This window comes from Geodermatophilus pulveris (assembly GCF_900188375.1).
GTDB classification, from domain to species: Bacteria; Actinomycetota; Actinomycetes; order Mycobacteriales; family Geodermatophilaceae; genus Geodermatophilus; species Geodermatophilus pulveris.
In genome coordinates, this window is record NZ_FZOO01000005.1 from 262,944 (window position 1) to 286,618 (window position 23,675).

Genomic DNA, 23,675 nt, shown 5'->3' on the forward strand with positions numbered 1-23,675 from the left:
GCGGTGGCGACACGCCGGCCCGGTCCGGTGTGTCGCCACCGGCGCGTCATGATCGCGGGGACGGGGGGAGGACCGGCCGGTGGCGTACCTGCTCGCGGCGGTGGGCGGTGCCCTGGGGGCGCTGGCCCGCTGGGGCGTCGGGACGGCGCTGCCGCACTCCCCCGGCGGGTGGCCGTGGGCCACCCTGCTGGTCAACCTCACCGGCTGCCTGCTGTTCGGTGCCCTGGCCGCCGCGCTGACCGCCCGCTCCCCCGAGCCGCCGTGGGCGCGGCCGCTGCTCGCGGTGGGCCTGCTGGGCGGCTACACGACGTACTCGGCGTTCGCCGTCGAGGCCGTGGGCCTGGCCGAGGCCGGCGCCCCGGCGCTGGCCGCGGCCTATGTGCTCGTCTCGCTGCTCGGCGGGCCGGTCGCCGTGGCCGCCGGGGCGCTGGCGGTCAGGGCGTCAGCGGCGGGGGACGGAACGCCGTGACGCCGCTGCTCGTGGTCGCCGGCGCGCTGGCCGGGGCGCCGCTGCGGCTGCTGGCCACCCGGCTGGCGGCCCGCGCCGGGCGGGACACCGCGTGGGGGACGCTGGCCGTCAACGTCGCCGGCAGCGCGCTGCTCGGCGTGGTGCTGGGGGCCGCCGGCACCCCGCCGGCCGTGGTGGCCCTGGTCGGCACCGGCTTCTGCGGCACGCTCACCACCTTCTCCACCGCGAGCGCCGACGTGCTCCGGATGGTCGAGCAGCGGCAGCTCGCCCGCGGCCTGGGCCACCTGCTCGGCACCGCCGTCCTGGGGGTGGCGGCGGCCGCGCTGGGGTACCTGCTGGCCGCCGGGTGAACCCCGGGGTGCCGGCGACGCCGGCGCTCACTAGGGTCGGGAGCGGTATGGCTGGGACATCGGCAGGGCAGGACAGGGCGGACAACCCGGTGGTCGTGGTGGCCAACCGGTTGCCGGTCGACCAGGTCACGGACCCCGACGGCAGCACCCGCTGGCAGCGCAGCCCGGGCGGTCTGGTGACCGCGCTGGAGCCGTTCGTCGCCGGCCGCAGCGGCGCCTGGGTCGGCTGGTCGGGGTCGGCCGGGGACGCGCCGGAGCCGTTCGAGTCCGGCGGCATGTCACTGGTCCCGGTCCCCCTCTCCGAGGAGGAGGTGGACCGCTACTACGAGGGCATGTCGAACGCCTCGCTGTGGCCGCTGTACCACGACGTGGTCGAGAAGCCCGAGTACCACCGGACCTGGTGGGACACCTACGTCCAGGTCAACAAGCGCTTCGCCGAGCGCACCGCCGAGGTCGCCGGCGAGGGCGCGATCGTCTGGGTGCACGACTACCAGCTGCAGCTGGTGCCGGCGATGGTCCGCCAGCGGCGCCCGGACCTCACGATCGGCTTCTTCCTGCACATCCCCTTCCCGCCCTACGAGCTGTTCACCCAGCTGCCCTGGCGCTCGGCGATCGTCGAGGGGCTGCTGGGCGCGGACCTGGTCGGGTTCCAGCGGCCCAGCGCGGCGGCCAACTTCGTGCAGCTCGCCCGCCGGCTGCACGACCTGCCCGCGCGCAGCTCGACGATCGAGTACGACGGCCGCACGGTCACCGCCCGGGCCTTCCCCATCTCCATCGACGTCCGCGCGTTCGAGGAGCTGGCCGCCTCCCCGCAGGTGGTCAAGCGGGCCGAGGAGATCCGGGCCGAGCTCGGCAACCCGAGCCGGATCATCCTGGGCGTGGACCGGCTGGACTACACCAAGGGCATCACCGTCCGCCTCGACGCCTTCCAGGAGCTGCTGGAGGAGGGCGTGGTCCAGACTCCGGACACGGTGATGGTGCAGGTCGCCACGCCCAGCCGGGAGCGGGTGGAGCACTACGTGCACATGCGCGAGACGATCGAGCAGCAGGTCGGGCACATCAACGGCGTGCACGGCACCCTCGGCGGCCCGGCGGTGCACTACATCAACCAGTCGGTGCCCCGCGAGGAGCTGGCCGCCCTCTACCGGGCCGCCGACGTCATGCTGGTCACGCCCTACCGCGACGGCATGAACCTGGTCGCGAAGGAGTACGTCGCGGCCCGCAGCGACCTGGGCGGCGCCCTGGTGCTCTCGGAGTTCGCCGGGGCCGCCGCGGAGCTGCGCCAGGCCTTCCTCGTCAACCCGCACGACATCGCCGGGGTGAAGAACCAGCTGGTGCGGGCGCTGCGGCTGGACCCGGCCGAGGGCGCCAAGCGGATGCGCGCCATGCGCCGCCACCTGGCGAAGAACGACCTGGAGCACTGGGCCAACTCCTTCTTCGAGGCGCTCAGGGCGCAGGCGTGACCTCCGCCGCGCTGCTCCCGGCCGACCTCGCCGAGGCGCTGCCGGCGCTGGCCCGCCGGCGGCCGCTGCTGGTCGCCAGCGACTACGACGGCGTCCTGGCCCCCCTGGTCGGCGACCCGTCGGCCGCGGTCCCGCACCCCGGCATCGCCGCGGCCCTCGCCCGGCTGGCCGCCCACGACGGCGTCGTCGTCGCGTTGGTGAGCGGGCGCGGCGTGGCCGACCTGCAGGCGGTCAGCGGCCTGCAGGGGCCCTACCGCTGGATCGGCAGCCACGGCGCGGAGTACGACGGCCCGCTCACCGGGCAGCTCGCGGCGCGCCGCGACGCCCTCGCCGAGCGGCTCGCCCCGCTCGTCGCGGCGGTGCCCGGTGCCCGGCTGGAGGTGAAGCCGGCCAGCGTGGCGGTGCACGTGCGGCAGGTCGCCGACCGCGCCGCAGCTGCTGCGCTGCTGGAGCAGGCCGACGCCGCGGCAGATCCGTCACTGACGAAGAAGCCGGGCAAGGAGGTCCTCGAGCTCGCCGTCACCGACGCCGACAAGGGCAGCGCCCTGCTGCGGCTGCGCGCCGACGTCGGCGCCGCCGCCTCGGTCTACCTCGGCGACGACCGCACCGACGAGGACGCGTTCCGCGCCCTGCCCGCCGGCGACCTCACCGTCAAGGTCGGGGACGGCGACACGGCCGCGCGCTACCGCGTCGCCGACCCCGCCGCCGTCGTCGTCCTGCTCGACACCCTGGCCGGCCTGCTCGCTTGACCTGACCCGGACGGTGCGGTCGGTGCAGGCCTCCGCCGAGGCGGTGGCCGGGGTGACCTGACGGTCGGGACCGACGCCGCCCAGGTGTCGCTGCGCGAGGTGCTGTCCGGCGTCGTCGGCTCGGCGGACGCGGTGGCGGCGAGTTCGGAGGAGTCGTCGGCGTCCTTGGCGCAGATCTCGGCGTCGGCGCAGGAGACCTCGGCGCAGTCCGGGGTGGTGGCCGGAGCGGCCGAGGCAGACGAACCCGCTGGCGTTGAACGCCACGGTCGAGGCGGCGCGGGCCGGGGAGGCGGGCACGGGCTTCGCGGTGGTGGCCAACGAGGTCGGGGAGCTGGCCCAGGAGGCGGCCGAGGCGACCGAGGACATCGCCGAGCGGGTGCAGGCCATCCAGGGCGACACCACCGCGGCGGTGACCGTGATCGAGCGGACGAGCTGTCCCCGGAGCGCCGCCGACCTGCGCACCTCGGTGGGCCGCTCCACCCACTGACGGAGCTCAGCGCCCCGTCGTCGTCGCCGGACCATTCCACCAGCATGTCGACAATTCCGGGGACGGTCACCGGACGATTTCTCGTCGCCGTTCCGACACGCCAGGACGAACGCTTTCCGTTCAATGTCCTCCCATAACCTGCCTCCGCGACGCATGTGGCCTCCCGAGCGAGGAAGAATCGGGATCACAGCGGCGCACGACCTCCGCCACATCCCGCCCGCCAGGAGCTCCCATGAGCAGCAGCACCCGTTCGTCCACACGTCGCGGACGGTGGTTCGCCGATCGCCCCGTCGGACTGAAGATCCTGTCCGCCGTCGGGGTCGCCTCCCTCACGGCAGCCGTCATCGGTCTGCTCGGCGTGCACGACCTCGGGCGGCTCAGGGACGCCCGAGCCGAGGAGCTCCGCACGGCGATGCCCTACCTGAACTCGCTGCACTCCATCGGGCTCACCGCCAAGGCGACCGCGAACGACGAGCGTGGCTACCTGCTCTCCGGCGACCCCGAGTTCCAGGCAGAGGTCGAGGAGCGGCTGGAGAAGATCGACGGCCTCTTCGAGGTGGCGCGCGCAGCTGCGTCCACAGAGGACGAGACGGTCTTCCTCGAGGAGCTCCGGACCGGAGTGGACGCCTGGGCCGTGAGCATCCGGTCGGAGTTCGCGCTGTACGCCGTCGACCCCGCCGCCGGGGTGGCGCAGGCCATGGGGCCCACCCGGGATCTCCGGAAGGCGTACGAGACCCAGCTGGCCGAGGGCCTCGAGGCGGCGGACGCCGAACTCACGACCGGGGCGGGTTACGAGGAGACGGTGGCCGCCGCCGTGCGCAGGACGGTCACCGTCTCGGTCCTGGGCCTCGCTCTCGCCGTGGCACTCGGCCTGCTCGTGTCGCGGTCTGTCACCCGTGGCCTGGACCACCTGCGGGCAGCCGCCGGCCGGCTGGCCGACGGGGACCTCACCGTGGCGACGCAGCTGGAGCAGCGGGACGAGATCGGGCAGGTGGCGGCGGCCCTGGACGCCGCCCAGGTGTCGCTGCGCGAGGTGCTGTCCGGCGTCGTCAGCTCGGCGGACGCGGTGGCGGCGAGTTCGGAGGAGTTGTCGGCGTCCTCGGCGCAGATCTCGGCGTCGGCGCAGGAGACCTCGGCGCAGTCCGGGGTGGTGGCCGGAGCGGCCGAGGAGGTCAGCCGCAGCGTGCAGACCGTCGCGGCCGGCGCGGAGGAGATGGGTGCGTCCATCCGGGAGATCGCGACGAACGCGGCGGAGGCCTCGGCGGTGGCCGCGCGGGCGGTGACCGCGGTGGAGACCACCTCGGCGACGGTGACCAAGCTGGGGGAGTCCTCCGCGGAGATCGGCAACGTGGTGAAGGTGATCACCTCGATCGCGGAGCAGACGAACCTGCTGGCGCTGAACGCCACGATCGAGGCGGCGCGGGCCGGGGAGGCGGGCAAGGGCTTCGCGGTGGTGGCCAACGAGGTCAAGGAGCTGGCCCAGGAGACGGCCAAGGCGACCGAGGACATCGCCAAGCGGGTGCAGGCCATCCAGGGCGACACCACCGCGGCGGTGACCGCGATCGAGCAGATCAGCACGATCGTCGCGCAGATCTCCGACCGGCAGACCACCATCGCCAGCGCCGTGGAGGAGCAGACCGCCACCACCAACGAGATGTCCCGCAACGTCTCCGAGGCCGCCGCCGGCGCCTCGGAGATCGCCCGCAACGTCACCGGGGTGGCGCAGGCCGCCCAGGAGACGACCACCGGGGCGACCAACACCTCCGCGGCCGCCGGGGACCTGTCCCGGATGTCGGCCGAGCTGCAGGAGCTGGTGGGCCGCTTCCGCTGCTAGGAGGACCCCCGTGCCCCGACGACGCCCCGGACCGGCTGCCGGTCCGGGGCGTCGTGGCGTCCGCGCACAGATCCCCTGCGCGGGGGAGCCGCGCGGGTGGGGGTCGGTGCCACGATGCGGGCATGGAGCGGTCCGGGGCACGGTGGGTCGGCTGGTGGCGGGCGCGCCCGCTCGCGGTGGACGCCGTCCTGACGGCGCTGGTGCTGGCGGTGTCGCTGCAGCCCCTGCTGCGCGCGGAGGGCTGCGGCTGCGCCCCGGTGCCCGGGTGGGCACCCCTGCTGGTCCTCGCCGAGTGCCTGCCGCTGCTCGGGCGGCGGCTGTTCCCGTTCGGGTCCGCGCTGGTCGTCGGCCTCGTGACGACGGCACACGGGCTGCTGCCCGTCCCCGAGCCGGTGGTGCCCTTCGCCGGGCTGGTCGCCGTCCACGCCGTCGCCGCCCACGCCACCCGTCGGCAGGCCCGGCTGGCCGCCGGGGTCGCCGCCCTGGCGATCACCGCCTCCCTGCTGCTCGACCAGCCGGCCAGCGAAGCCGAGGACGCCGCCGTGCTCGCGCTGACGTTCACCACCGCGTGGCTGCTCGGCGACGCCGCCCGCCACGCGCGCGAGCGGGCCGCGGTGCTGGAGCAGCGCGCCGCCGAGGCCGAGCGCACCCGCGCGGCCGAGGCCGGCCGGGCGGTGGTCGAGGAGCGCAACCGCATCGCCCGCGAGATGCACGACGTGCTGGCCCACTCGGTGAGCCTCATGGTCGTGCAGGCCGAGGCGGGGCCGGTCGTGGTCCGGCGCGACCCGGACCGGGCGGTCGCCGCGTTCGACGCCGTCAGCGCCACCGGGCGGCAGGCCCTCGCCGAGCTGCGCCGGCTGCTCGGCGTGCTCCGCGACGACCGGCCCGGCGGGGACGCGCCGGGGCCGCTGGCGCCGCAGGCCGGCCTCGACCGGGTGCCGGAGCTGGTGGAGCGGGTCCGCGGCGCCGGGGCGGACGCCGCGCTCACCTACTCCGGGCTGCCCGGCGCCCTGCCCGCCGCGGTCGACCTGGCCGCCTACCGGATCGTGCAGGAGGCGCTCACGAACGCGGTCAAGCACGCCGGCCCGGCGCGCATCGAGGTCCGGCTGACCGGCGACGGGACGGCACTGACCGTGCAGGTGCGCGACGACGGGCTGGGCTCCCCCGTGCCCGCCGCACCCGGGGAGCCGGTGGGGCGCGGGCTGATCGGCATGCGCGAGCGCGCCGGGTCGCTGGGCGGCAGCGTGTCCGCCGGCCCGCTGCCCGGCGGCGGCTGGCAGGTGCTGGCCCGGCTCCCGCTGGCCCCGGTGCCGGCGGCGACGACGGCGCCGTGACGGTGCGGGTGCTGCTGGCCGACGACCAGGCCCTGGTGCGCGCCGGCTTCCGGATGATCCTCGAGGCCCAGGACGACGTCGAGGTGGTCGGGGAGGCCGGCGACGGCGAGCAGGCGGTCGCGCTGGCCGCGCGGGAGCGGCCGGACGTCGTCCTCATGGACGTGCGCATGCCGCGGATGGACGGCATCGCCGCGACCCGCGCGGTGGTGGCCGCCCGCCCGGAGACGCGGGTGCTGGTGCTGACCACCTTCGACCTCGACGAGTACGTGTACGCCGCCCTGGAGGCCGGGGCCAGCGCGTTCCTGCTCAAGGACGTCGGCCGCGACGACCTGGTGGCCGCCGTCCGCGTGGTGGCCGCCGGCGACGCGCTGCTCTCCCCCGGGGTGACCCGCCGGCTGCTGGCCGACTTCCTCCGCGCCCGGCCCTCGCCCGCGCCGGCCCAGCCGGTGGCCGGGCTCACCGCCCGCGAGCAGGAGACGCTCGCGCTGCTGGCCCGCGGCCTGTCCAACGCCGAGATCGCCGCCCGGCTGGTGGTCAGCGAGCACACCGTCAAGACCCACGTCGGCAACGTGCTGATGAAGCTGCACCTGCGCGACCGCATCCACGCGGTCATCTACGCCTACGAGCGCGGCATCGTCCGCCCGGGCGCGCCCGCCTGACTCCCCCGCCGGCGGGAGCGCCGCCGGTTCCTCCCCCGCGCGGGGGAGGCCGCGGTCCGCCGTCGCGGGGGAGGTCGGCCGGCGGCGGCGTCCCTAGCGTTCCCGGCGTCCGCCCCGCCGAGGAGGGAACCGCCGTGCTGCTGACCCGCACCGCCACCTGGTGTGCCCGCCACCGCCTGCTCGTCGTCGCCGTCTGGGCGGCGGTCCTCGTCGGCGGCCTGGCCGCCGCGCCGGCCCTGTTCGAGCGCCTCGACCCCTCCACCGGCACCGTGCCCGGCAGTGAGTCCGACCGGGGCGCCCGCCTGCTGGACGAGGCCGACGCCGACGGCGGCAGCATCTCCGCCGTGCTCGACGGCCGCCCGGCCGACGCCGCCTCCACCGCCGCGCTGACCGCCGACCTCGAGGAGCTGTGCGGCGTGGCCGCGGTGACGCCGCCGCTGCCGGCCCGCGACGGGCAGGCGGTCGCGCTGTCGGTCACCTTCGACGACTCGCCCGCCGGGGAGGCCGCCGTCGACGACGCGACCGCGCTGCTGCGCGCCGCCGACGCCCCCCGGGTGCTGGTGGGCGGCGGCGTGCTCCAGGACCGCGAGATGGAGGAGCAGGCCGCCGCCGACCTCGCCCGCGCCGAGCTGTTCAGCCTGCCGGTGGCCCTGGTGCTGCTGGTCGTGCTCTTCGGTGGCGTGGTCGCCGCCGGCATCCCGGTGCTGGTGGCCCTGGTCGGGGTGGGTGCCACGCTGCTCGCCCTGCTGGCCACCAGCGGGCTGGCCGACGTGTCGGTGTACGCGGTCAACGTGGTCACCATGCTCGGCCTCGGCCTGGCCGTCGACTACGCGCTGCTGCTGGTCGCCCGCTACCGGGAGGAGCGCTCGGGCGCGGAGCCGGCCGCGGCCCTGGAGCGCACGTTCGCCACCGCGGGCCGCACCGTCGCCTTCTCCGGGCTCACCGTCGCCGTCTCGCTGGCCGGACTGCTCCTGCTGCCCGATCCGTTCCTGCGCTCCATGGGCGTCGCCGGGCTGTCGGTGGTGCTGCTCGACGTGCTGGCGGCGCTGACCCTGCTCCCGGCCCTGCTCGCGCTGCTCGGGACGCGGATCCGCCCCGCGCGCGCCGCCCGCGCCGACCGGGGCGTGTTCGTCGGCATCGCCCGCCGGGTGCGGCGGCGGCCGCTGGCCGTCGCGCTCGCCGTGGGCGCGCTGCTCGCGCTGGCGGCGGTGCCCTTCCTCGGCGTGCGCTACGCCGACCCGGACGCGCGGTCGCTGCCCGTGGACTCCTCGTCCCGCCTGCTGGTGGAGACGGTGCAGAGTCGCTTCGACACCGACGCCGACGTCGACCCGGTGACCGTCGTCGCCCGCGGCCCGGTGGCCCCGGCGGCGCTGGGGGGCTACGCCGCGCGGCTGCGCGGGCTGGACGGCGTCCTCGCCGTCCGGACCTCCGCGGACCCGGGCGCGCCGGCCGTGGTCGAGCTGGTGCCCGAGGGCACCTCCCAGGGCCCGGCGGCGCTGCGGCTGGTGGCGCAGGTGCGGGCCACCGACGCCCCGGTGCCGGTGCTGGTCACCGGGGACGCCGCCCGGCTGGTCGACCACCAGGCCGCGCTCGCGCAGCGGCTGCCGTGGACGGTCGCAGTGGTCGCGGTGGGCACCGCGGTGCTGCTGTTCCTGTTCACCGGCTCGGTCGTCGTCCCGGTCAAGGCGCTCGTGCTCAGCGTGCTCAGCCTGGGGGCGAGCTTCGGCGCGCTGGTGTGGGTGTTCCAGGAGGGGCACCTCGGCGGGCTGGTCGGCACCGAGGCGCTGGGCAGCCTGAGCACCACCACGCCGGTGCTGGTGCTCGCCATCGGCTTCGGCCTGTCCATGGACTACGAGGTGTTCCTGCTCGGCCGCATCGCCGAGGTGTACCGGCGCACCGGGGACAACGACCTCGCCGTCGAGCAGGGGCTGCAGCGCACCGGCGGCACCGTCACCGCCGCGGCGCTGCTCATGGTCGTCGTCTTCGCCGGTTTCGTCGCCGGCGGCTTCTCCCCGGTCAAGCAGGTCGGCCTGGGCCTGGCCCTCGCGGTGGCCGTCGACGCCACGCTGGTGCGGCTGCTGCTGGTGCCCGCGGCGATGTCGCTCATGGGCCGCTGGAACTGGTGGGCGCCCCGCCCGCTGCGCCGGGTGCACGCCCGGTGGGGCCTGCACGACGGGCCGCGCGCCCGTCCGGGGGCGGTTCCTGCGCCGGCGTGAGCGCGGTGCGGCGGTTGAGGTCAACCCGGCCGCCGCCCTGCCGATGACTCCCCCGGGGCGCCCGACGTCCCCGTGGAGAGAGGGAGAGCGCCGTGGACGGTCTGGACGACATCGTCGAGGAGTTCCTGGTCGAGAGCCACGAGAACCTCGACCAGCTGGACACCGACCTGGTCGCGCTCGAGCAGGAGCCCGACTCCCGCGAGCGGATCTCCAGCATCTTCCGGACGATCCACACCATCAAGGGCACCAGCGGCTTCCTGGCCTTCCACCGGCTGGAGGAGGTCACCCACGTCGGGGAGAACATGCTCTCCCGGCTGCGGGACGGCGCGCTGGAGCTGACCCCGCAGCGGACCAGCGTGCTGCTGCGCATGGTCGACACCGTCCGCTCGCTGCTGGCGTCCATCGAGGGGTCCGGTGGCGAGGGCTCGGTGGACGTCTCCGCCGTCGTCGCCGACATCACCGCCGCCATGGAGGACGCGCCTGCGGCCGCCGTCGAGCCCCCGGCCGCCGTCGAGCCGCCCGCCCCCGCGGCCGAGGCGCCGGCCGTGCCCGCCCCGCGGCCGGCCCCCGCCGCCGAGGCCGTCCCCGAGGCCGTCCCCGAGGCCGCGCCCGACGGTGACGCCGCCCCGGCCGCGGCCGACACCGGCGGCGGGCAGGCCCGCCGCGGCGTCGCCGACAGCACCATCCGGGTGGACGTCGACCTGCTCGACGAGCTGATGCTGCTGGTCGGGGAGCTGGTGCTCACCCGCAACCAGATCGTCCAGTACGTCGGGCGCTCCAACGACACCGACCTGGTGCGCGCCTCGCAGCGGCTCAACCTGATCGCCAGCGAGCTGCAGGAGGGGGTCATGAAGACCCGCATGCAGCCGATCGACCACATCTGGTCCAAGCTGCCGCGGGTCGTCCGCGACCTGGGCCTGCAGTGCGGCAAGAGCGTCCGCCTCGACATGGAGGGCAGGGACACCGAGCTCGACAAGACGCTGCTGGAGGCGGTCAAGGACCCGCTGACCCACCTGGTCCGCAACTCCGTCGACCACGGCATCGAGTCGCCGGACCTCCGCCGGGCCGCCGGCAAGCCGGCCGAGGGCGTGCTCACCCTGCGCGCCAGGCACGAGAGCGGCCAGGTCGTCGTCGAGGTCGCCGACGACGGCGCGGGGATCGACCCGGCCCGGATCGGCGCCAAGGCCGTCGAGCACGGGCTGGTCAGCGCGGACGCCCTGGCCCGGATGAGCCCGCAGGACCTGCTGCAGATGATCTTCCTGCCCGGCTTCTCCACCGCCGCCGCGGTCACCAACGTCTCCGGACGCGGGGTCGGCATGGACGTGGTCAAGACCAACATCGAGTCCATCGGCGGCACCATCGAGGTCGAGTCGGTGCACGGGCAGGGCACCGTGTGCCGGCTGCGCATCCCGCTGACCCTGGCGATCGTCCCGGCGCTGACCGTGGAGTGCGCCGGCGACCGGTACGCCATCCCGCAGATCAGCCTGCAGGAGCTGGTCAGCCTGGACGCGGAGAAGGCCGCCAGCGCCGTCGAGGAGGTCGGCGGTGCGCCGGTCTACCGGCTGCGCGGCGAGCTGCTCCCGCTGGTCCGGCTCACCGACGTCCTGGGGCTCACCTCCGACCGGCACGACGGGCACGTGGTCATCGCCGTCCTGCGGTCGGAGGGCCGGCGGTTCGGCCTCGTCGTCGACCGGGTCATCAACACCGAGGAGATCGTGGTCAAGGCCGTCGGCGGCCAGCTCAAGGCGATCGGTCTGTACTCCGGCGCGACCGTGCTCGGCGACGGCACCGTGGCGCTCATCCTCGACGTGCAGGCCCTGGCCCGCCGGGCGCTGCGCACCGAGACCAGCGAGCGCCAGGAGTCCCGCGCGGCCGCGCTGCGCGCCGCGGCCGGCGACACGGAGCGCCAGCGGATGCTGCTGGCGGCCATCGGCGGGGCCCGCCGGGTCGCCATCCCGCTGGACACGGTCACCCGCCTGGAGCAGGTGCGCACCGAGTCGGTGGAGCGGGTCGGCAACCGCGAGGTCGTGCAGTACCGCGGGGCGATCCTGCCGATCGTCCGCCTCGACCGGCACCTGGGCTCCTACGGCGAGAGCGACCGCGAGGTCCTCGAGGTGATCGTCTACAGCGACCACGGCCGCAGCGTGGCCATCGTGGTCGAGGAGATCCTCGACATCGTCGACGGCGGGGCCGCCGTGCGCAGCGACATCGACGACATGGGCCTGCTCGGCTCGGCCGTCCTCGGCGACAAGGTGACGGAGCTGCTCGACGTCCGGGCCGCCATCCTCGCCGCCGACCCGGCGTTCTACTCGGCCCACCCCCGGCAGACGCCCGACGGCGTCCCCGCGTCCCTCCTGGAGGTCTGACCATGACCACTGCCGGATCCCTCGACAGCACGGCCCCCGCCATCGGCGGCCAGCTGGCCACCTTCTGGCTGGACGGCGACCTCTACGGCGTCGAGGTGGCGCACGTGCAGGAGGTGCTGAAGAGCCAGGGCCTGACGCGGGTGCCGCTGGCCCCGGCCGCCGTCGCCGGGTTGATCAACCTGCGCGGGCAGGTGGTCACCGCGATCGAGCTGCGCGAGCGGCTCGGCCGCCCGCCGCGGCCCGAGGACACCGCCGCCGTCGTCATCGTCGTCCGGCTGCACGGGGAGGCGGTCAGCCTGCTGGTCGACGCCATCGCCGACGTCGTGGACGTCGACCCCGCCGACTTCGAGGCGCCGCCGGACACCCTGGCCGGAGCCGGCCGGGAGCTGATCCGCGGTGCGTTCAAGCTCGACGGGCAGCTGCTGCTGGCCCTGGACGTGCACAAGGCGGTCAGCGCCTGAGGCCTTCCGGCCACTCTGCGTGATCGGATCGGGACCCAACCGGCCGGGACACGCAGGGGCCACCCGGACGGGGTCCTGCCGGAGGGTGACGGCCACGTGGCGCCGGCCGCCGGTCACGGCGAGCATGACGGGACCTACGTCCTGGGGAGCCGCCGTGCCCTACTCGCTGGTCAGTGCCGCCACGCTCGGGTTCGACCTGGTGCGCGTGCCGGACGGCCGGGCCGTCGCCGACGCCCTGCTCGCCGGGCTGGCCGCCGACCCGGCTGCCCTGGAGCGGCTGGCCGCCGTGCACCCCGCCGCCGGGCGCGACCGCGAGCAGCGCGCCACCGTGGCCGTCCGCGCCCGGAAGGCCCGGGAGCTGGCCGCCGCCGTCCCGCACCTGCGCACCGCCGCCGGCGCCCCGGCCGGGTCCGACCGCGCCGCGGTGCTGGTGGCCCAGCTCGAGCGCAGCACCATCGGGGACGCCGCGGCGCTGGAGCGGGTGCTCCGCGACGACGTCCTGGGCCCCGAGCACCCCGCGGTGGCGCTGGTCGACGAGCAGGTCCGGGACGCCGCGGCCGACGTCCTCGCCGACGCCGCGGTGGGCTCCTGGGCCGCCGGGGTGCTGCCCCCGCTGGTGCACCGCCAGCTCACCGGGCCCTTCGCCCTCGCCACGGCCACCGGCGTGCCCACCACCCCGGAGCTCGACCTGGGCCCGGCCGCCGGCGAGCTGGCCGGGCTGCTGACCGGCCTGCGCACCCTCGGCCCCGCCGGGCGGGCCCGCTGGCTGGCCGCCGTCGACGCCGTGCGCCACGAGCGCCGGCCGTGGGCGGCCGCCATGCACGAGGCGTCCTGGGCGGCGCACGTGTCCGGCCGCACCCGCACGCTGGCCACGACGCAGCTGCTCGCCGTCCGCGCCTTCCTGGACGCCGGCTTCACCGCCGCCGAGGCAGCCGGGGGTGCCTGGAACGCCGTCGCCGGATGCGTGCAGGCCGTCGTCATGGGCGACCTGCTCGACGCGTCCTCCGCCGGGGTGCTGGCCGTCCACCTCCCCTAGCAGCCCGCCGGGCGGGCCGTCCGGTGGGGTGACCCGGGACCGCGGCGCACCCGACTGCCCGGTCCTCCTGCGACACGGCCCACCCGCGGCCCTGGTGCCGCCCCGTGTGAGGCGCCGGGACGGCAGGCCCTGCGTCAGTCGGTGCCGGGGTCGGGGAAGCGGGCGCCGGCGGGCAGCTCGCCGCCGGCGTCGATCTCGGCGCTGCGGCCGACCAGGGTGACCGCGCCGTCCCCGCCCACCGTGGCCCGCTCGCCGACGACCACCTCGTTGTCCAGGACGGCACGGGTGACCGTCGCCCCGGCGCGGACCCGCACCCCGGGCAGCAGCACCGAGTCGACGACCCGGGCGCCGGCCTCCACGACCACGCCGGGCGACAGCACCGAGCCGTGCACGTCGCCGAGCACCCGGGTGCCGCCGGAGATGAGGCTGTTGTCGACGGCGGAGTCCAGCAGCACCCGGGCCGCGCTGTGCCGCCCGCCGCGGGTGTGCACCGCCCAGCGCGGGTCGTCGAGGTCCAGCGGCGGGTCGTCGGACAGGAACTCCTGGTGGGCCCGCCAGTAGGAGTCCACGGTGCCCACGTCGCGCCAGTAGCCGGCGGAGGGGTGGGCGCGGGCCGCGCCGTCGCCGGTCTGCGCGGGCAGCAGGTGGGTGCCGAGGTCCTCCAGCCCCTCCTCGCCGTGCTCGGCGCCGAGGTCCTCCAGCCGGTCCAGCGTCGGGCCGGGGGAGAAGACGAACACCTCGTTGGTCGCGGTCGTGGTGCTCGGCTCGTCGGGCTTGTACGCGTAGCCGGTGACCCGCCCGCCCTCGCCGACCTCCACGATGCCGTAGCGCGACGCGTCGTCCGCCGCGACCTCGGTGGTGACCATGGTGACCTCCGCACCGGACTCCAGGTGCGCGTCGACGACCTCGCGGTAGTCCAGCTTGTAGACGGCGTCGGCGCTGAGCACGACCAGCGCGTCGGCGGCGAAGTCGCGGACCAGCGGCGAGTAGCGCCACAGCGAGTTCGCCGTTCCCGAGACCCAGCCGCCGCGGTCGGTGCCCTGGTAGGGCGGCAGCACCAGCAGCCCGCCCTCCGTGCGGTCGAGGTCCCACGGCCGGCCGTTGGCCAGGTGCCGGGACAGCGACGCCGGGTGGTGCTGCACGGACACCCACACGTCGGGCAGCTGGGAGTGCTGGCAGTTGCTCAGCGGGAAGTCGATCAGCCGGTACACCCCGGCGAAGGGGACGGCCGGCTTGGCGCGCTGCTCGGTGAGCAGCTCGAGGCGGCCGCCGGCACCGCCGGCCAGGACGAGGACGAGGACCCGGGGGAGTGCCATGCCCGGCCGCTACCCGCCCCGGCGACGTTCACCCGCCGGGCGCCCGGGCGACTCGTCGACAGCGGCGGGGCGCTGACCGGGTGGAGTGCGCGCCGGGCGCACCGGATCCCCGTGATCGGCTCAAGGACGGCCGGGAGGCGGCCGACAACACCGGGGACAGGCACCGACCCGGGCGGACGCCGGACACCGGCGGACCGCCGGGCGCGTCCCGCCCCGGCCCTCCGGGCGGGTGCCGACCCAGACCGCCGGCTCGCCCCTGGCCGGCACCCCGCAGGGGGAGACGGAGGACGCATGGACCCGATCCGGGTGCTGGTCGTGGACGACTCGGTGGTCGTCCGCAAGATCGTCACCGACGTCCTGTCGGAGGACCCTCAGATCGAGGTCGTGGGCACCGCGGTCAACGGCCGCATCGCCGTCGGCAAGCTGGAGCAGCTCAGGCCCGACCTGGTCACGATGGACATCGAGATGCCGGAGATGAACGGCATCGAGGCGGTCCGGGCCATCCGCGCCCGCGCGGGCGGGGAGCGGCACAGCCGGGTGCCGATCATCATGTTCAGCACGCTCACCGAGCGGGGCGCGTCGGCCACCCTGGACGCGCTGTCCGCCGGCGCCAACGACTACGTCACCAAGCCGGCCAACGTGGGCAGCGTCGCCGCCTCGATGGAGAGCGTGCGCCAGCAGCTCACCCCCAGGATCAAGGCCCTCACCGGGCGCCCGGTCACCGCCTCCCCGTCGCGGGCGGCCGCGCCCGCACCGGCCGCCGTCCGGCCGCCCGCACCGCGCGCCGGCGCGGCCAAGCAGCCCGCTGTCCTGGTGGTCGGGTCCTCGACCGGCGGCCCGGAGGCCCTCGCCCGGGTGCTGCCGGCCCTGCCGGCGTCCCTGCCCGTGCCGGTGCTGGTCGTGCAGCACATGCCGCCGGTGTTCACCCGCCAGTTCGCCCAGCGGCTGGACCGGCTGTGCGCCCTGCGCGTCGTCGAGGCCGTCGACGGCACCCCGCTGGCGCCGGGCACCGTGCACCTGGCCCCCGGCGACCACCACCTGACCGTCCGCCGGACCCCCCGCGGCCTGTACACCGCCCTGGACCAGGCGCCGCCGGAGAACTTCTGCCGGCCCGCCGTCGACCCGCTGTTCCGCTCCGCGGTCGAGGCCTTCGACGGCGCCGTCCTGGGCGTCGTGCTCACCGGCATGGGCGCCGACGGGCGGGTCGGCGCCGGGCGCGTCCGGGAGGCCGGCGGCGAGGTCGTCGTCCAGGACCAGGCCACCTCCGTGGTCTGGGGGATGCCCGGTGCCGTGGCCACGGCCGGCTTCGCCGACGAGGTGCTGCCGCTGGACCGGGTCGCCGAGGCCGTCCTGCGGCGGCTCACCGGGCCACGCCTGGCGACCCCCCGGAGCCCCGTTCCTGCCACCACGGGAGGACGACGATGACCCTCACCACCACCAGCTTCGACTGGGTCCGCCAGCTGGTGCACCGGGAGAGCGCGATCGTGCTGGCCCCGGGCAAGGAGTACCTGGTGGAGGCCCGGCTGCTGCCGATCGCCCGCTCCATGGGGCTGCCCGACGTCGGCCAGCTGGTCGACTCGGTGCGCACCCGACCCAGCCCGGAGTCCACCCGGAAGATCGTCGAGGCGCTCACCACCAACGAGACGTCCTGGTTCCGGGACGGCGACCCGTTCACCGCGCTCACCTCGACGGTGCTGCCCGCCCTGCTGGCCGCCCGCGGCCCGGCCGAGCGGCTGCAGATCTGGTCGGCGGCCTGCTCCAGCGGCCAGGAGCCCTACACGATCGCGATGCTGCTCGAGGACGCGATGCCGTACGCCTCCACCCGGGCCTCCATCACCGCGACCGACCTCTCCCGCGCGATGGTCGAGCGCACCCGGGCGGGCAGGTTCAGCCAGCTGGAGGTCAACCGGGGGCTGCCGGCGCCGATGCTGGTGCGGCACTTCACCCGCGCCGGCAGCGAGTGGCAGGTGTCCCCGTCGCTGCGCCGGATGGTCAGCGCCAGCGAGTGCAACCTGGCCGCCCCGCTGCCGCGGATGGGCCCGTTCGACGTGGTCTACCTGCGCAACGTCCTCATCTACTTCGACCTGCCCACCAAGCAGGCGATCCTCCGCCGGGTGCGCGCGCTCATGCGCCCCGACGGGTGGCTGTTCCTCGGTGCCGCCGAGACCACCCTCGGCGTCAACGACTCCTGGGAGCGGGTCGTGGTCGGCCGCAGCTCCGCCTACCGCCCGCTGAAGGGGGCCTGACGTGCGTGCCTTGGTGATCGACGACTCCCGCGCGATGCGCCGGATCGTGGGCGCGGCCCTGGAGGGTCTCGGCTACGAGACCCGCCAGGCCGGCCACGGCCGGGAGGCGCTGGACGTGCTGCAGGAGGGCTGGACGCCGGACCTGTGCACGATCGACTGGAACATGCCGGTCATGGACGGGCTGCAGTTCGTCTCCGCGGTCCGGGCCAACCCGGCCTGGCGCCGGCTCACGCTGATGATGGTGACCTCGGAGAGCGAGCAAGGGCAGATCGTGAGGGCGCTGGCCGCCGGCGCGCACGAGTACGTCATCAAGCCGTTCACCGCCGACGCGCTGCGCGACAAGCTCGCACTCCTCGGCATGCTGCCCGAGGAGGCCGTCCTGTGACCGCGGTCCAGCACCCCCCGCTCGACACCGGCGAGCGCCGCCGGACCGGCGACGCCCGCACGCTGATCACCTCGCTGATCGACCCGGCCACCGTGGAGGCCATCGCCGTCGACGCGTGGGTCGCGCTGGTCGGCGAGGAGGAGCTGCTGGTCCCCGTCCCCGGTGACCTGCCGGCCGACACGCTGTCCGCGTGGGTCGACGTCGTCGGCCCGTGGACGGGCAGCGTCGTGCTGACCACCGGCCGGCAGACCGCCGCCGACCTGACCCGGGCACTGCTGCGCGAGGCCGCGCCCGAGCTGCTCGACCACGAGGACGTCGCCGACGCCTTCGGCGAGATCGCCAACGTGGTCGGCGGCAACGTCAAGGCCGCCCTGCCCGGGCCCTCGACCCTCGGACTGCCCGAGGTCGGACCGGCCCCCGCGGTCCGCCACCCGGAGGACGTCTGCCGCATCGACGTCCTGTGGCGCGGCCAGCCCCTGGCCGTGTCCGTGCAGGGCGCCCTGCCGTCCCTGCCCACCCCGCACGACAACCCGCACCCGAACGGAGCGTCCTTGTGAAGATCCTCGTCGCCGACGACAGCCGCGTGATGCGGCAGATCGTCATCCGCACACTCCGCCAGGCCGGCTACGACGACCACGAGATCGTCGAGGCCGAGGACGGCGCCGACGCGCTGGCCAAGGTCTCGTCGGAGGAGCCGGACCTGGTCCTGTCGGACTGGAACATGCCGAACATGAGCGGTCTGGAGTGCCTGCAGGCGCTGCGCTCGGCCGGCTCGCGCGTCCCGTTCGGCTTCGTCACCTCCGAGGGGTCGCCGGACATGCGCGAGAAGGCCGCCAACGCCGGCGCGCTGTTCCTCATCGCCAAGCCGTTCACCGCGGACACCTTCACCGAGCACCTGGACGGGGTGATCGCATGAGCGCCCCGCTGACCGTGGTCCTGCCCGACGCCAAGGCGGTCAAGGACATGCTCACCGGCCTGACCGGCAAGCCCGTCGCGGTGATGCCGGGCGCGCCGGTCACCCCGACGCCGCGGTCGCCGGTGGCGGTGGCCGTCTACGTCGACCCGCACCTGTCGGTCAACGCCCTGTGCGTCCTGGACCTCGGCGCGTCGGCCTACACCGGCGCCGCGCTGGCGCTGCTGCCCCCCGGCGGCGCGCAGGACGCCGTCGCGGAGGACGGCGAGCTGACCGAGATGCTCACCGAGGCGCTGCACGAGGTCGTCAACGTCCTCTCCGCGCTGTTCAACGTGCCCGGGGCGCCGCACTCCAAGCTGCACCGGCTGTACGCGCCCGGCGACGAGCTGCCCGGCGACCTCGCCGGCATGCTGGCCGCCTTCAACCGGCTGGACCTGGCCATCGAGGTCCCCGGGTACGGCAAGGGCGCTCTCTCGCTGGTCGTCCCCTCCGGGGTCTGACCGGCAGCACACGCCCCGGGACGGCGCAGGAGCACGCCTCCCGCCGTCCCGGGCGCACGACCACGACGACCCCGGGGCCAGGGCCCCGGGGTCGTCGGTGTCTCAGGTGAGTGCGGGCTCGCGGTCCTCGGTGGCCGTGGGCAGGCAGGCCCACACGTGCTTGCAGCCGTCGTCGACGTACCAGCCGTGGGCCACCGACAGCCGGGCCACCAGGTAGAGGCCCAGGCCGCCCTGGGCAGGGTCCCGGCCGACCGCCGGACTGGGCAGCGTCTCGGGGTCCCGGTCGCTCACGTCGAGCAGCCAGCCGCCGCTGCCGGCGACCACCGTGGCCACGACCGGGGACAACCCGTGCCGCAGCGCGTTGGACGCCAGCTCGTCGAAGGCCAGGACCAGCCGCTCGGCGTCCGTGTCGTCGTCACCGTCCGGCGCGATGCCCACGCCGTCCAACCGGGCACGCAGGACCGCACGCGCCGCCGGGAGCTCGGCGACGGCCTGGAGGTCCCAGCGCCACACCTCTCCCCGCCCGTCCGGTAGCGGGCGCAACGGCCATGCGAGTCGCCCCACTGCCCTCTCCCCGTCCGTCGCTGTCTCCGACTCCCCCCGGGGTGCCCACGCGGCTGGGGGCTCAACCGTGCGACGGGGGTTTCCGACCACCCGGAGTGACGTGGCTCTCGTCCAGGCGGGTCAGCTGCGGGCGGCGGCGTCACGGACGGCGGCCGCCACCGCCTCGACGCCCTGCGACGCCCAGATGACCGAGTAGTGGTTGGTGTCGGGCACCTCGCGCGCGGTGATCCCGCTGCGCTCCAGGCCCAGCTGGGCCAGCCGCACCTCGTCGTAGAGCCCGGGGGTCTGGTCGAGCAGCCCGCGGGTCGCCCACAGCAGGGTCGCGGGCACCGGCAGGTCGGTGGTCGCCTCCAGGACCCGCTCGTTGCGCAGCACGTCGCCGCCGTCGACCCGGACCGCCTCGGGCACGCACGCGCTGCGCAGCGCCGGGGGCTCGCCGACCGTGCTCCCGGGTGCCGGGCTCTGCACCATGTCCCGCGCCAGGTAGGCCGCGACCGACGGGACGTCGACCCACGGGCCGACCGCCGGGTGCTGGGCCCAGAAGGCCCGCACCGCGGCCAGGTCGGGGAAGGTCATGCCGAGCCGGGCGAGCGAGGGGCCGAGGAAGGCCGACAGCATCGCGTCCAGGTCGGCCCCGGGCGGCTGCGGGAGGGCCAGCCCCCCGTCGACCAGCACCAGGCCGTGCACCCGGTCGCGGGCGGTGCCGGCGGTCGCCAGCGCGGCGACGAAGGCCCCCATGGAGTGGCCCACGAGCACCGCGGCCTCGGCCCCGGCGTCCCGGTCGGCGCCGAGGTGGTCGAGCAGGGCGGCGACGTCGGCGGCGTGCGCCTCGATGCCGTACGGGCCGGGCAGGCCGGCCGAGGCGGCCCGGCCGCGCAGGTCCGGGGCGACCACCTCGAACCCGCCGGCGAGCGCGCCGGCCACCCGCGCCCAGGCCATCGCGTTGCCGGTGATGCCGTGCAGCAGGACGGCGATCGGCGCGCCGGGGGCGTCGGCGGCCCAGTGCAGCGCGGCCAGTTGGCCCCCCTGCACGGGGACGGAGATCAGCTCGGGATCACGGGCGGGGTCGGTCACGGTGCCCACCCTGCCCGGACCCCGCCCCGGTCGCAGCCCGTGCCCACCCGCCGGCCGGCCAGGTGGCCCCGGTGCAGTGGCCCGCGCCGAGCCTGCGAGGCGTGGGGGGCACCGGGGTCCTCTCTCAGTCCGGGTGGCGCAGCAGGTAGCGGCCGAAGTGCGGGACGGTGAAGGCGATCTGGCCCCGCTCGGCGGAGTACACCAGGCCCTTCTTGATCAGCGAGTCGCGGGCAGGGGAGAGCGACGCCGGCTTGCGGCCCAGCGCGGCCGCCACCTCCGACGTCGCCACCGCGGAGCCGCCCGGTCCGCCCAGGTCGGCCATCGCGCGCATGTACTCCCGCTCGGCCGGGGTGGCCCGGTCGTAGCGCGAGCCGAAGAAGCCCACCGCCAGCTCGGCCTCGGCGACCGGCGCGGCCACCCGCACGTCGGCGGCGGTGATGGGGGAGGCGGCGGCGACGTCCCAGGTGACCTTGCCGTAGGCCTGCACGAAGTACGGGTAGCCGTCGGCGGCCGCGTACAGGGCGTCCAGCGCCTCGGCCTCGAAGGCCACGTCCTCCCGCTCGGCCGGGGCGAGCAGGGCCCGGTCGGCGGCGGGCCGGTCCAGCCGGTCGATGCGCAGGTAGCGGAAGAGCCGCTCGGAGTAGCTCTTGGACGCCGACAGCACCGCGGGCAGGTGCGGCAGCCCGGCGCCGACGACGATCAGGGGCGCGCCCTGCTGGGACAGCTCGTGGCAGGCCGCGCAGATGGCGGACACGTCGTCGGCCTGCACGTCCTGCATCTCGTCGATGAACAGCGCGATGCCGCGGCCGACGTCGGCGGCCAGCCCGGCGGCGTCGCTGAGCAGTTCGACCAGGTCGATCTCCATGTCGCCGGAGTCGGCCCGCCCGGTGGTGGCCGGGACGTCGATGCCCGGCTGCCAGCGGTCCCGCAGCCTGGCGGCCCCGCCGTCCCCGGCGACCGCGCGCTGCGCGAAGGCCCGGAGGGTGCCGAGGACGGCGTCCATCGAGTCCTGGTCGGGGTGCCGCAGCTCGCGCAGCGCCATGTGCAGAGCCGAGGAGACCGGCCGGCGCAGCGACTGCTCCGGCCGCGCCTCGACCTTGCCGGTGCCCCAGCCGCGTCCGATCGCCGCCGAGCGCAGCTGGTTGAGCAGCACCGTCTTGCCCACCCCGCGCAGTCCGGTGAGCACCAGCGAGCGCTCCGGGCGGCCGCGGGCGATCCGCTCCAGGACGACGTCGAACGCCGACAGCTCGGCGTCGCGGCCGGCCAGCTCGGGCGGCCGCTGGCCGGCGCCTGGGGCGTACGGGTTCCGCACGGGGTCCACGTCGAGCACCGTATGGCCTCGTCTAGCCGCGCGGCTAGACCCGCGTAGACCGGGCTAGGACGAGTCGACCAGTGTGGCGAGGTGCGCGGCCAGCACCGTGCGCGCCCGGCCCGGCGGGAGCACCGACGGGCGGGTCAGCGCGTGCACGGCCAGCCCGTCCACCACGGCGTACAGCCGCTCGCCCTCCAGGTCGACGTCGAGGTCCGCGCGGGCCACCCCCTCGGCGACGAGGACCCGCACCACCTCGGTGCAGAACCCGTGCAGCTCGCCGGCCGACCGGTCGCGCAGCTCGGCCAGGGCCGGGTCGACCAGCGCCCGCGCGGTGAGGGCCAGCCACACCTCGGCCTCCGCCCGGCGCTCGTCGTCCAGCGGCAGGGCCTCCTCCAGCACCCGCAGCAGCCGCGGCACGAGGGGGCCACCGGCCGCGGCCGCCGCCTCGGCCCGGGACCGGGCCCGCTCCACCACCCGCGTCATCGCGACGTGCAGCAGCTCGTCCTGGGTGGCGAACCAGTGCCGCAGGGCGCCCATCGAGGTGCCCGCCTCCCGGGCGACGGCCCGCACCGAGGCGGCCTGGACGCCGTCGCGCCGGATGACCCGCCAGACCGCCTCGGTCAGCTCCCGGCGCCGCTGCTCGGCGTCCACGATGCGGGGCACGGCTCTTGATAGCACGACTGTGCTAGCTTGGCTCGACAGCACAGTCGTGCTGCCAACGACGGGGGGTCCCGGTGGAGCTCGCGGTGCTGCTGTCGCTGGCCGGCCTGGCGCTCGTCGACAGCACGAGCATCGGCACCCTCGTGCTCCCCGTGTGGCTGATGGCGGCACCGGGCCGGGTGCGGGTCGGCCGCATCCTCACCTTCCTGGGCGCGGTCGCCTCGTGCTACCTGCTCATCGGCGTGGCGCTGCTGCTCGGCGCGGCCGAGCTGGCCGGCCCGGTCGCCGCGGCCCTGGACAGCACCGCCGGGCGGGTCGTGCAGCTGGTCGCCGGCGGGGTGCTGGTGGTGCTGGGGCTCACCGTGGAGCCGTGGACGGCGGCCGGCAAGGAGCGGCGCCGGGCGGCGCGCGCCGCCCGCGGCCCCGGCCGGCTGGCCCGCTGGCGGGACCGGGTCCGGGGGGAGGAGTCCGGCGGCGGCGGGGCGGTCGTGGCCCTGGCGGTCACCGCGGTCGGGGTCGAGGCCGCCTCGATGCTGCCCTACCTGGCCGCGATCGCCCTGCTGGTGACCTCCGGGCTGGGCACCGTCCCGATGGTCGCCGTGCTGGCCGGCTACTGCCTGCTGATGGTCCTGCCCGCGCTGGTGCTGCTCGCCCTGCGCGTGGCACTGCACGAGCGGGTCGCCCCGCTGCTCGCCCGGGTCGAACGGCTGCTGTCGCGCGGTTCGGGGGAGACCGTCGCCTGGGTGCTGTTCCTGGTCGGCCTCTACCTGGTGGGGGACGCGCTGCCGGTGGGCTGATGCCGGCGTCCGGGGTGCTGCCGGCCCGCCTCGCTAGCGTGGACGGGGTGCTGAGGTTCGCAGTCAAGGTCGCTCTCATGGCCGTCGTCTTCTGGGGCGTCACCCGGGTCGTCGCCGGCATCACCGTGGTCCCCAACCCGCAGGGACCGCTCGGCGAGCCGGGCACCTGGCTGTGGATCGCGCTGCTGTTCGCCGTGGTCAACGCCGTCGTCGGGCCGGTCCTGCGGCTGCTGTCGCTGCCGTTCGTGCTGGTCACGCTCGGCCTGTTCCTGCTCGTGGTGAACGCCGCGCTGCTCGGCACGACCGCCGCCATCAGCGACCGGCTGCACGTCGACGGCGTGGGCGCGGCCGTCCTCGGCGGGCTGCTGCTGGCGATCGGCGGCTGGGTCGCCGACCAGCTGACCGAACGGCGCTGAGCCGGACCCCTCGCAGAGGCCCGCCACGAGCCCGCGAGTGGTGGGGGGCGAGGGGGTCCTTCTACTAG

25 protein-coding genes are annotated in these 23,675 nt (G+C 75.9%); 20 read left to right on the forward strand and 5 right to left on the reverse strand.

The window, feature by feature from the left end; genetic code table 11:
- Positions 1 to 79: 79 nt before the first annotated feature.
- The 12 genes from CHB98_RS12665 to CHB98_RS12720 all read left to right on the forward strand — a co-directional run bounded on the left by CHB98_RS12665 (position 80) and on the right by CHB98_RS12720 (position 13,424).
- The gene (locus CHB98_RS12665; RefSeq protein ID WP_089305949.1) at positions 80 to 469 is read left to right on the forward strand and encodes a fluoride efflux transporter FluC; all 390 of its coding nucleotides are present in this window, start codon (positions 80 to 82) and stop codon (positions 467 to 469) included.
- Positions 466 to 819: a fluoride efflux transporter FluC gene (locus CHB98_RS12670; protein WP_089305950.1), complete on the forward strand. Its 354-nt coding sequence runs from the start codon at positions 466 to 468 to the stop codon at positions 817 to 819. Before CHB98_RS12665 ends, CHB98_RS12670 begins: the two co-directional genes overlap by 4 nt.
- 89 nt (positions 820 to 908) lie before the next feature.
- Complete coding sequence (locus CHB98_RS12675) at positions 909 to 2,282, forward strand: alpha,alpha-trehalose-phosphate synthase (UDP-forming) (protein ID WP_281251862.1); 1,374 nt, start codon at positions 909 to 911, stop codon at positions 2,280 to 2,282.
- Positions 2,279 to 3,031: a trehalose-phosphatase gene (gene otsB, locus CHB98_RS12680; protein ID WP_089305952.1), complete on the forward strand. Its 753-nt coding sequence runs from the start codon at positions 2,279 to 2,281 to the stop codon at positions 3,029 to 3,031. Before CHB98_RS12675 ends, otsB begins: the two co-directional genes overlap by 4 nt.
- A gap of 253 nt (positions 3,032 to 3,284) precedes the next feature.
- A complete protein-coding gene (locus tag CHB98_RS23055) occupies positions 3,285 to 3,518 on the forward strand; it encodes a methyl-accepting chemotaxis protein (RefSeq protein ID WP_425432518.1) in 234 nt (77 codons plus the stop codon).
- A gap of 232 nt (positions 3,519 to 3,750) precedes the next feature.
- Complete coding sequence (locus CHB98_RS12690) at positions 3,751 to 5,352, forward strand: methyl-accepting chemotaxis protein (RefSeq protein WP_089305953.1); 1,602 nt, start codon at positions 3,751 to 3,753, stop codon at positions 5,350 to 5,352.
- 122 nt (positions 5,353 to 5,474) lie between these two features.
- A complete protein-coding gene (locus CHB98_RS12695) occupies positions 5,475 to 6,686 on the forward strand; it encodes a sensor histidine kinase (protein WP_089305954.1) in 1,212 nt (403 codons plus the stop codon).
- On the forward strand, positions 6,683 to 7,345 hold the full coding sequence (locus CHB98_RS12700; protein WP_089305955.1) for a response regulator: 663 nt from the start codon (positions 6,683 to 6,685) through the stop codon (positions 7,343 to 7,345). The genes CHB98_RS12695 and CHB98_RS12700 overlap by 4 nt, the downstream gene beginning before the upstream one ends.
- Before the next feature lie 134 nt (positions 7,346 to 7,479).
- Positions 7,480 to 9,561: an MMPL family transporter gene (locus tag CHB98_RS12705; protein WP_218822349.1), complete on the forward strand. Its 2,082-nt coding sequence runs from the start codon at positions 7,480 to 7,482 to the stop codon at positions 9,559 to 9,561.
- 92 nt (positions 9,562 to 9,653) lie between these two features.
- On the forward strand, positions 9,654 to 11,927 hold the full coding sequence (locus tag CHB98_RS12710) for a chemotaxis protein CheA (RefSeq protein WP_089305956.1): 2,274 nt from the start codon (positions 9,654 to 9,656) through the stop codon (positions 11,925 to 11,927).
- A 2-nt stretch (positions 11,928 to 11,929) separates the two neighbouring features.
- Positions 11,930 to 12,388, forward strand: a complete 459-nt coding sequence (locus tag CHB98_RS12715; protein ID WP_089305957.1) for a chemotaxis protein CheW — start codon at positions 11,930 to 11,932, stop codon at positions 12,386 to 12,388.
- A 154-nt stretch (positions 12,389 to 12,542) separates the two neighbouring features.
- Complete coding sequence (locus CHB98_RS12720; protein WP_089305958.1) at positions 12,543 to 13,424, forward strand: hypothetical protein; 882 nt, start codon at positions 12,543 to 12,545, stop codon at positions 13,422 to 13,424.
- A gap of 134 nt (positions 13,425 to 13,558) precedes the next feature.
- Here CHB98_RS12720 and CHB98_RS12725 read toward each other — a convergent pair whose 3' ends face one another.
- On the reverse strand, positions 13,559 to 14,740 hold the full coding sequence (locus CHB98_RS12725) for a glucose-1-phosphate adenylyltransferase family protein (protein WP_089305959.1): 1,182 nt from the start codon (positions 14,738 to 14,740) through the stop codon (positions 13,559 to 13,561).
- A gap of 291 nt (positions 14,741 to 15,031) precedes the next feature.
- On the opposite strand from CHB98_RS12725, the gene CHB98_RS12730 reads away from it, so the two are divergent.
- From CHB98_RS12730 to CHB98_RS12755, 6 genes are read left to right on the forward strand one after another with little or no spacing between them, the layout of a single operon-like run.
- A complete protein-coding gene (locus CHB98_RS12730; protein WP_089305960.1) occupies positions 15,032 to 16,165 on the forward strand; it encodes a protein-glutamate methylesterase/protein-glutamine glutaminase in 1,134 nt (377 codons plus the stop codon).
- The gene (locus CHB98_RS12735; RefSeq protein WP_089305961.1) at positions 16,162 to 16,986 is read left to right on the forward strand and encodes a CheR family methyltransferase; all 825 of its coding nucleotides are present in this window, start codon (positions 16,162 to 16,164) and stop codon (positions 16,984 to 16,986) included. Before CHB98_RS12730 ends, CHB98_RS12735 begins: the two co-directional genes overlap by 4 nt.
- Position 16,987: 1 nt before the next feature.
- Entirely contained in the window at positions 16,988 to 17,371 is a 384-nt protein-coding gene (locus CHB98_RS12740) for a response regulator (RefSeq protein ID WP_089305962.1), read from the forward strand.
- Complete coding sequence (locus CHB98_RS12745; RefSeq protein WP_179224471.1) at positions 17,368 to 17,928, forward strand: chemotaxis protein CheX; 561 nt, start codon at positions 17,368 to 17,370, stop codon at positions 17,926 to 17,928. Before CHB98_RS12740 ends, CHB98_RS12745 begins: the two co-directional genes overlap by 4 nt.
- Positions 17,925 to 18,287 carry a response regulator gene (locus CHB98_RS12750; protein ID WP_089305963.1) on the forward strand — a complete coding sequence of 121 codons (363 nt, stop codon included), beginning with the start codon at positions 17,925 to 17,927 and terminating at the stop codon, positions 18,285 to 18,287. Before CHB98_RS12745 ends, CHB98_RS12750 begins: the two co-directional genes overlap by 4 nt.
- Positions 18,284 to 18,784, forward strand: a complete 501-nt coding sequence (locus CHB98_RS12755) for a hypothetical protein (protein WP_089305964.1) — start codon at positions 18,284 to 18,286, stop codon at positions 18,782 to 18,784. The genes CHB98_RS12750 and CHB98_RS12755 overlap by 4 nt, the downstream gene beginning before the upstream one ends.
- Positions 18,785 to 18,886: 102 nt before the next feature.
- Here CHB98_RS12755 and CHB98_RS12760 read toward each other — a convergent pair whose 3' ends face one another.
- The 4 genes from CHB98_RS12760 to CHB98_RS12775 all read right to left on the reverse strand — a co-directional run bounded on the left by CHB98_RS12760 (position 18,887) and on the right by CHB98_RS12775 (position 22,397).
- On the reverse strand, positions 18,887 to 19,297 hold the full coding sequence (locus CHB98_RS12760) for an ATP-binding protein (protein WP_342744030.1): 411 nt from the start codon (positions 19,295 to 19,297) through the stop codon (positions 18,887 to 18,889).
- 171 nt (positions 19,298 to 19,468) lie between these two features.
- Positions 19,469 to 20,422: an alpha/beta fold hydrolase gene (locus tag CHB98_RS12765; RefSeq protein ID WP_089306028.1), complete on the reverse strand. Its 954-nt coding sequence runs from the start codon at positions 20,420 to 20,422 to the stop codon at positions 19,469 to 19,471.
- Between the two features lie 124 nt (positions 20,423 to 20,546).
- Entirely contained in the window at positions 20,547 to 21,743 is a 1,197-nt protein-coding gene (locus CHB98_RS12770) for an ATP-binding protein (protein WP_089306029.1), read from the reverse strand.
- A 54-nt stretch (positions 21,744 to 21,797) separates the two neighbouring features.
- Complete coding sequence (locus tag CHB98_RS12775; RefSeq protein ID WP_089305966.1) at positions 21,798 to 22,397, reverse strand: TetR/AcrR family transcriptional regulator; 600 nt, start codon at positions 22,395 to 22,397, stop codon at positions 21,798 to 21,800.
- A gap of 71 nt (positions 22,398 to 22,468) precedes the next feature.
- Here CHB98_RS12775 and CHB98_RS12780 point away from each other — a divergent pair, with 71 nt between their 5' ends.
- Positions 22,469 to 23,191, forward strand: a complete 723-nt coding sequence (locus CHB98_RS12780; RefSeq protein ID WP_089305967.1) for a GAP family protein — start codon at positions 22,469 to 22,471, stop codon at positions 23,189 to 23,191.
- 47 nt (positions 23,192 to 23,238) lie between these two features.
- Entirely contained in the window at positions 23,239 to 23,607 is a 369-nt protein-coding gene (locus tag CHB98_RS12785) for a phage holin family protein (protein ID WP_245821118.1), read from the forward strand.
- Positions 23,608 to 23,675: the final 68 nt, after the last annotated feature.

Excerpts from the sequence above, each read along its gene's own strand:
- CHB98_RS12690 (WP_089305953.1), top strand. The coding sequence starts at position 3,751 with ATGAGCAGCAGCACCCGTTCGTCCACACGTCGCGGACGGTGGTTCGCC.
- CHB98_RS12695 (WP_089305954.1), top strand. The coding sequence starts at position 5,475 with ATGGAGCGGTCCGGGGCACGGTGGGTCGGCTGGTGGCGGGCGCGCCCG.
- CHB98_RS12715 (WP_089305957.1), top strand. The coding sequence starts at position 11,930 with ATGACCACTGCCGGATCCCTCGACAGCACGGCCCCCGCCATCGGCGGC.
- CHB98_RS12725 (WP_089305959.1), bottom strand. The coding sequence starts at position 14,740 with ATGGCACTCCCCCGGGTCCTCGTCCTCGTCCTGGCCGGCGGTGCCGGC.
- CHB98_RS12730 (WP_089305960.1), top strand. The coding sequence starts at position 15,032 with ATGGACCCGATCCGGGTGCTGGTCGTGGACGACTCGGTGGTCGTCCGC.
- CHB98_RS12735 (WP_089305961.1), top strand. The coding sequence starts at position 16,162 with ATGACCCTCACCACCACCAGCTTCGACTGGGTCCGCCAGCTGGTGCAC.
- CHB98_RS12755 (WP_089305964.1), top strand. The coding sequence starts at position 18,284 with ATGAGCGCCCCGCTGACCGTGGTCCTGCCCGACGCCAAGGCGGTCAAG.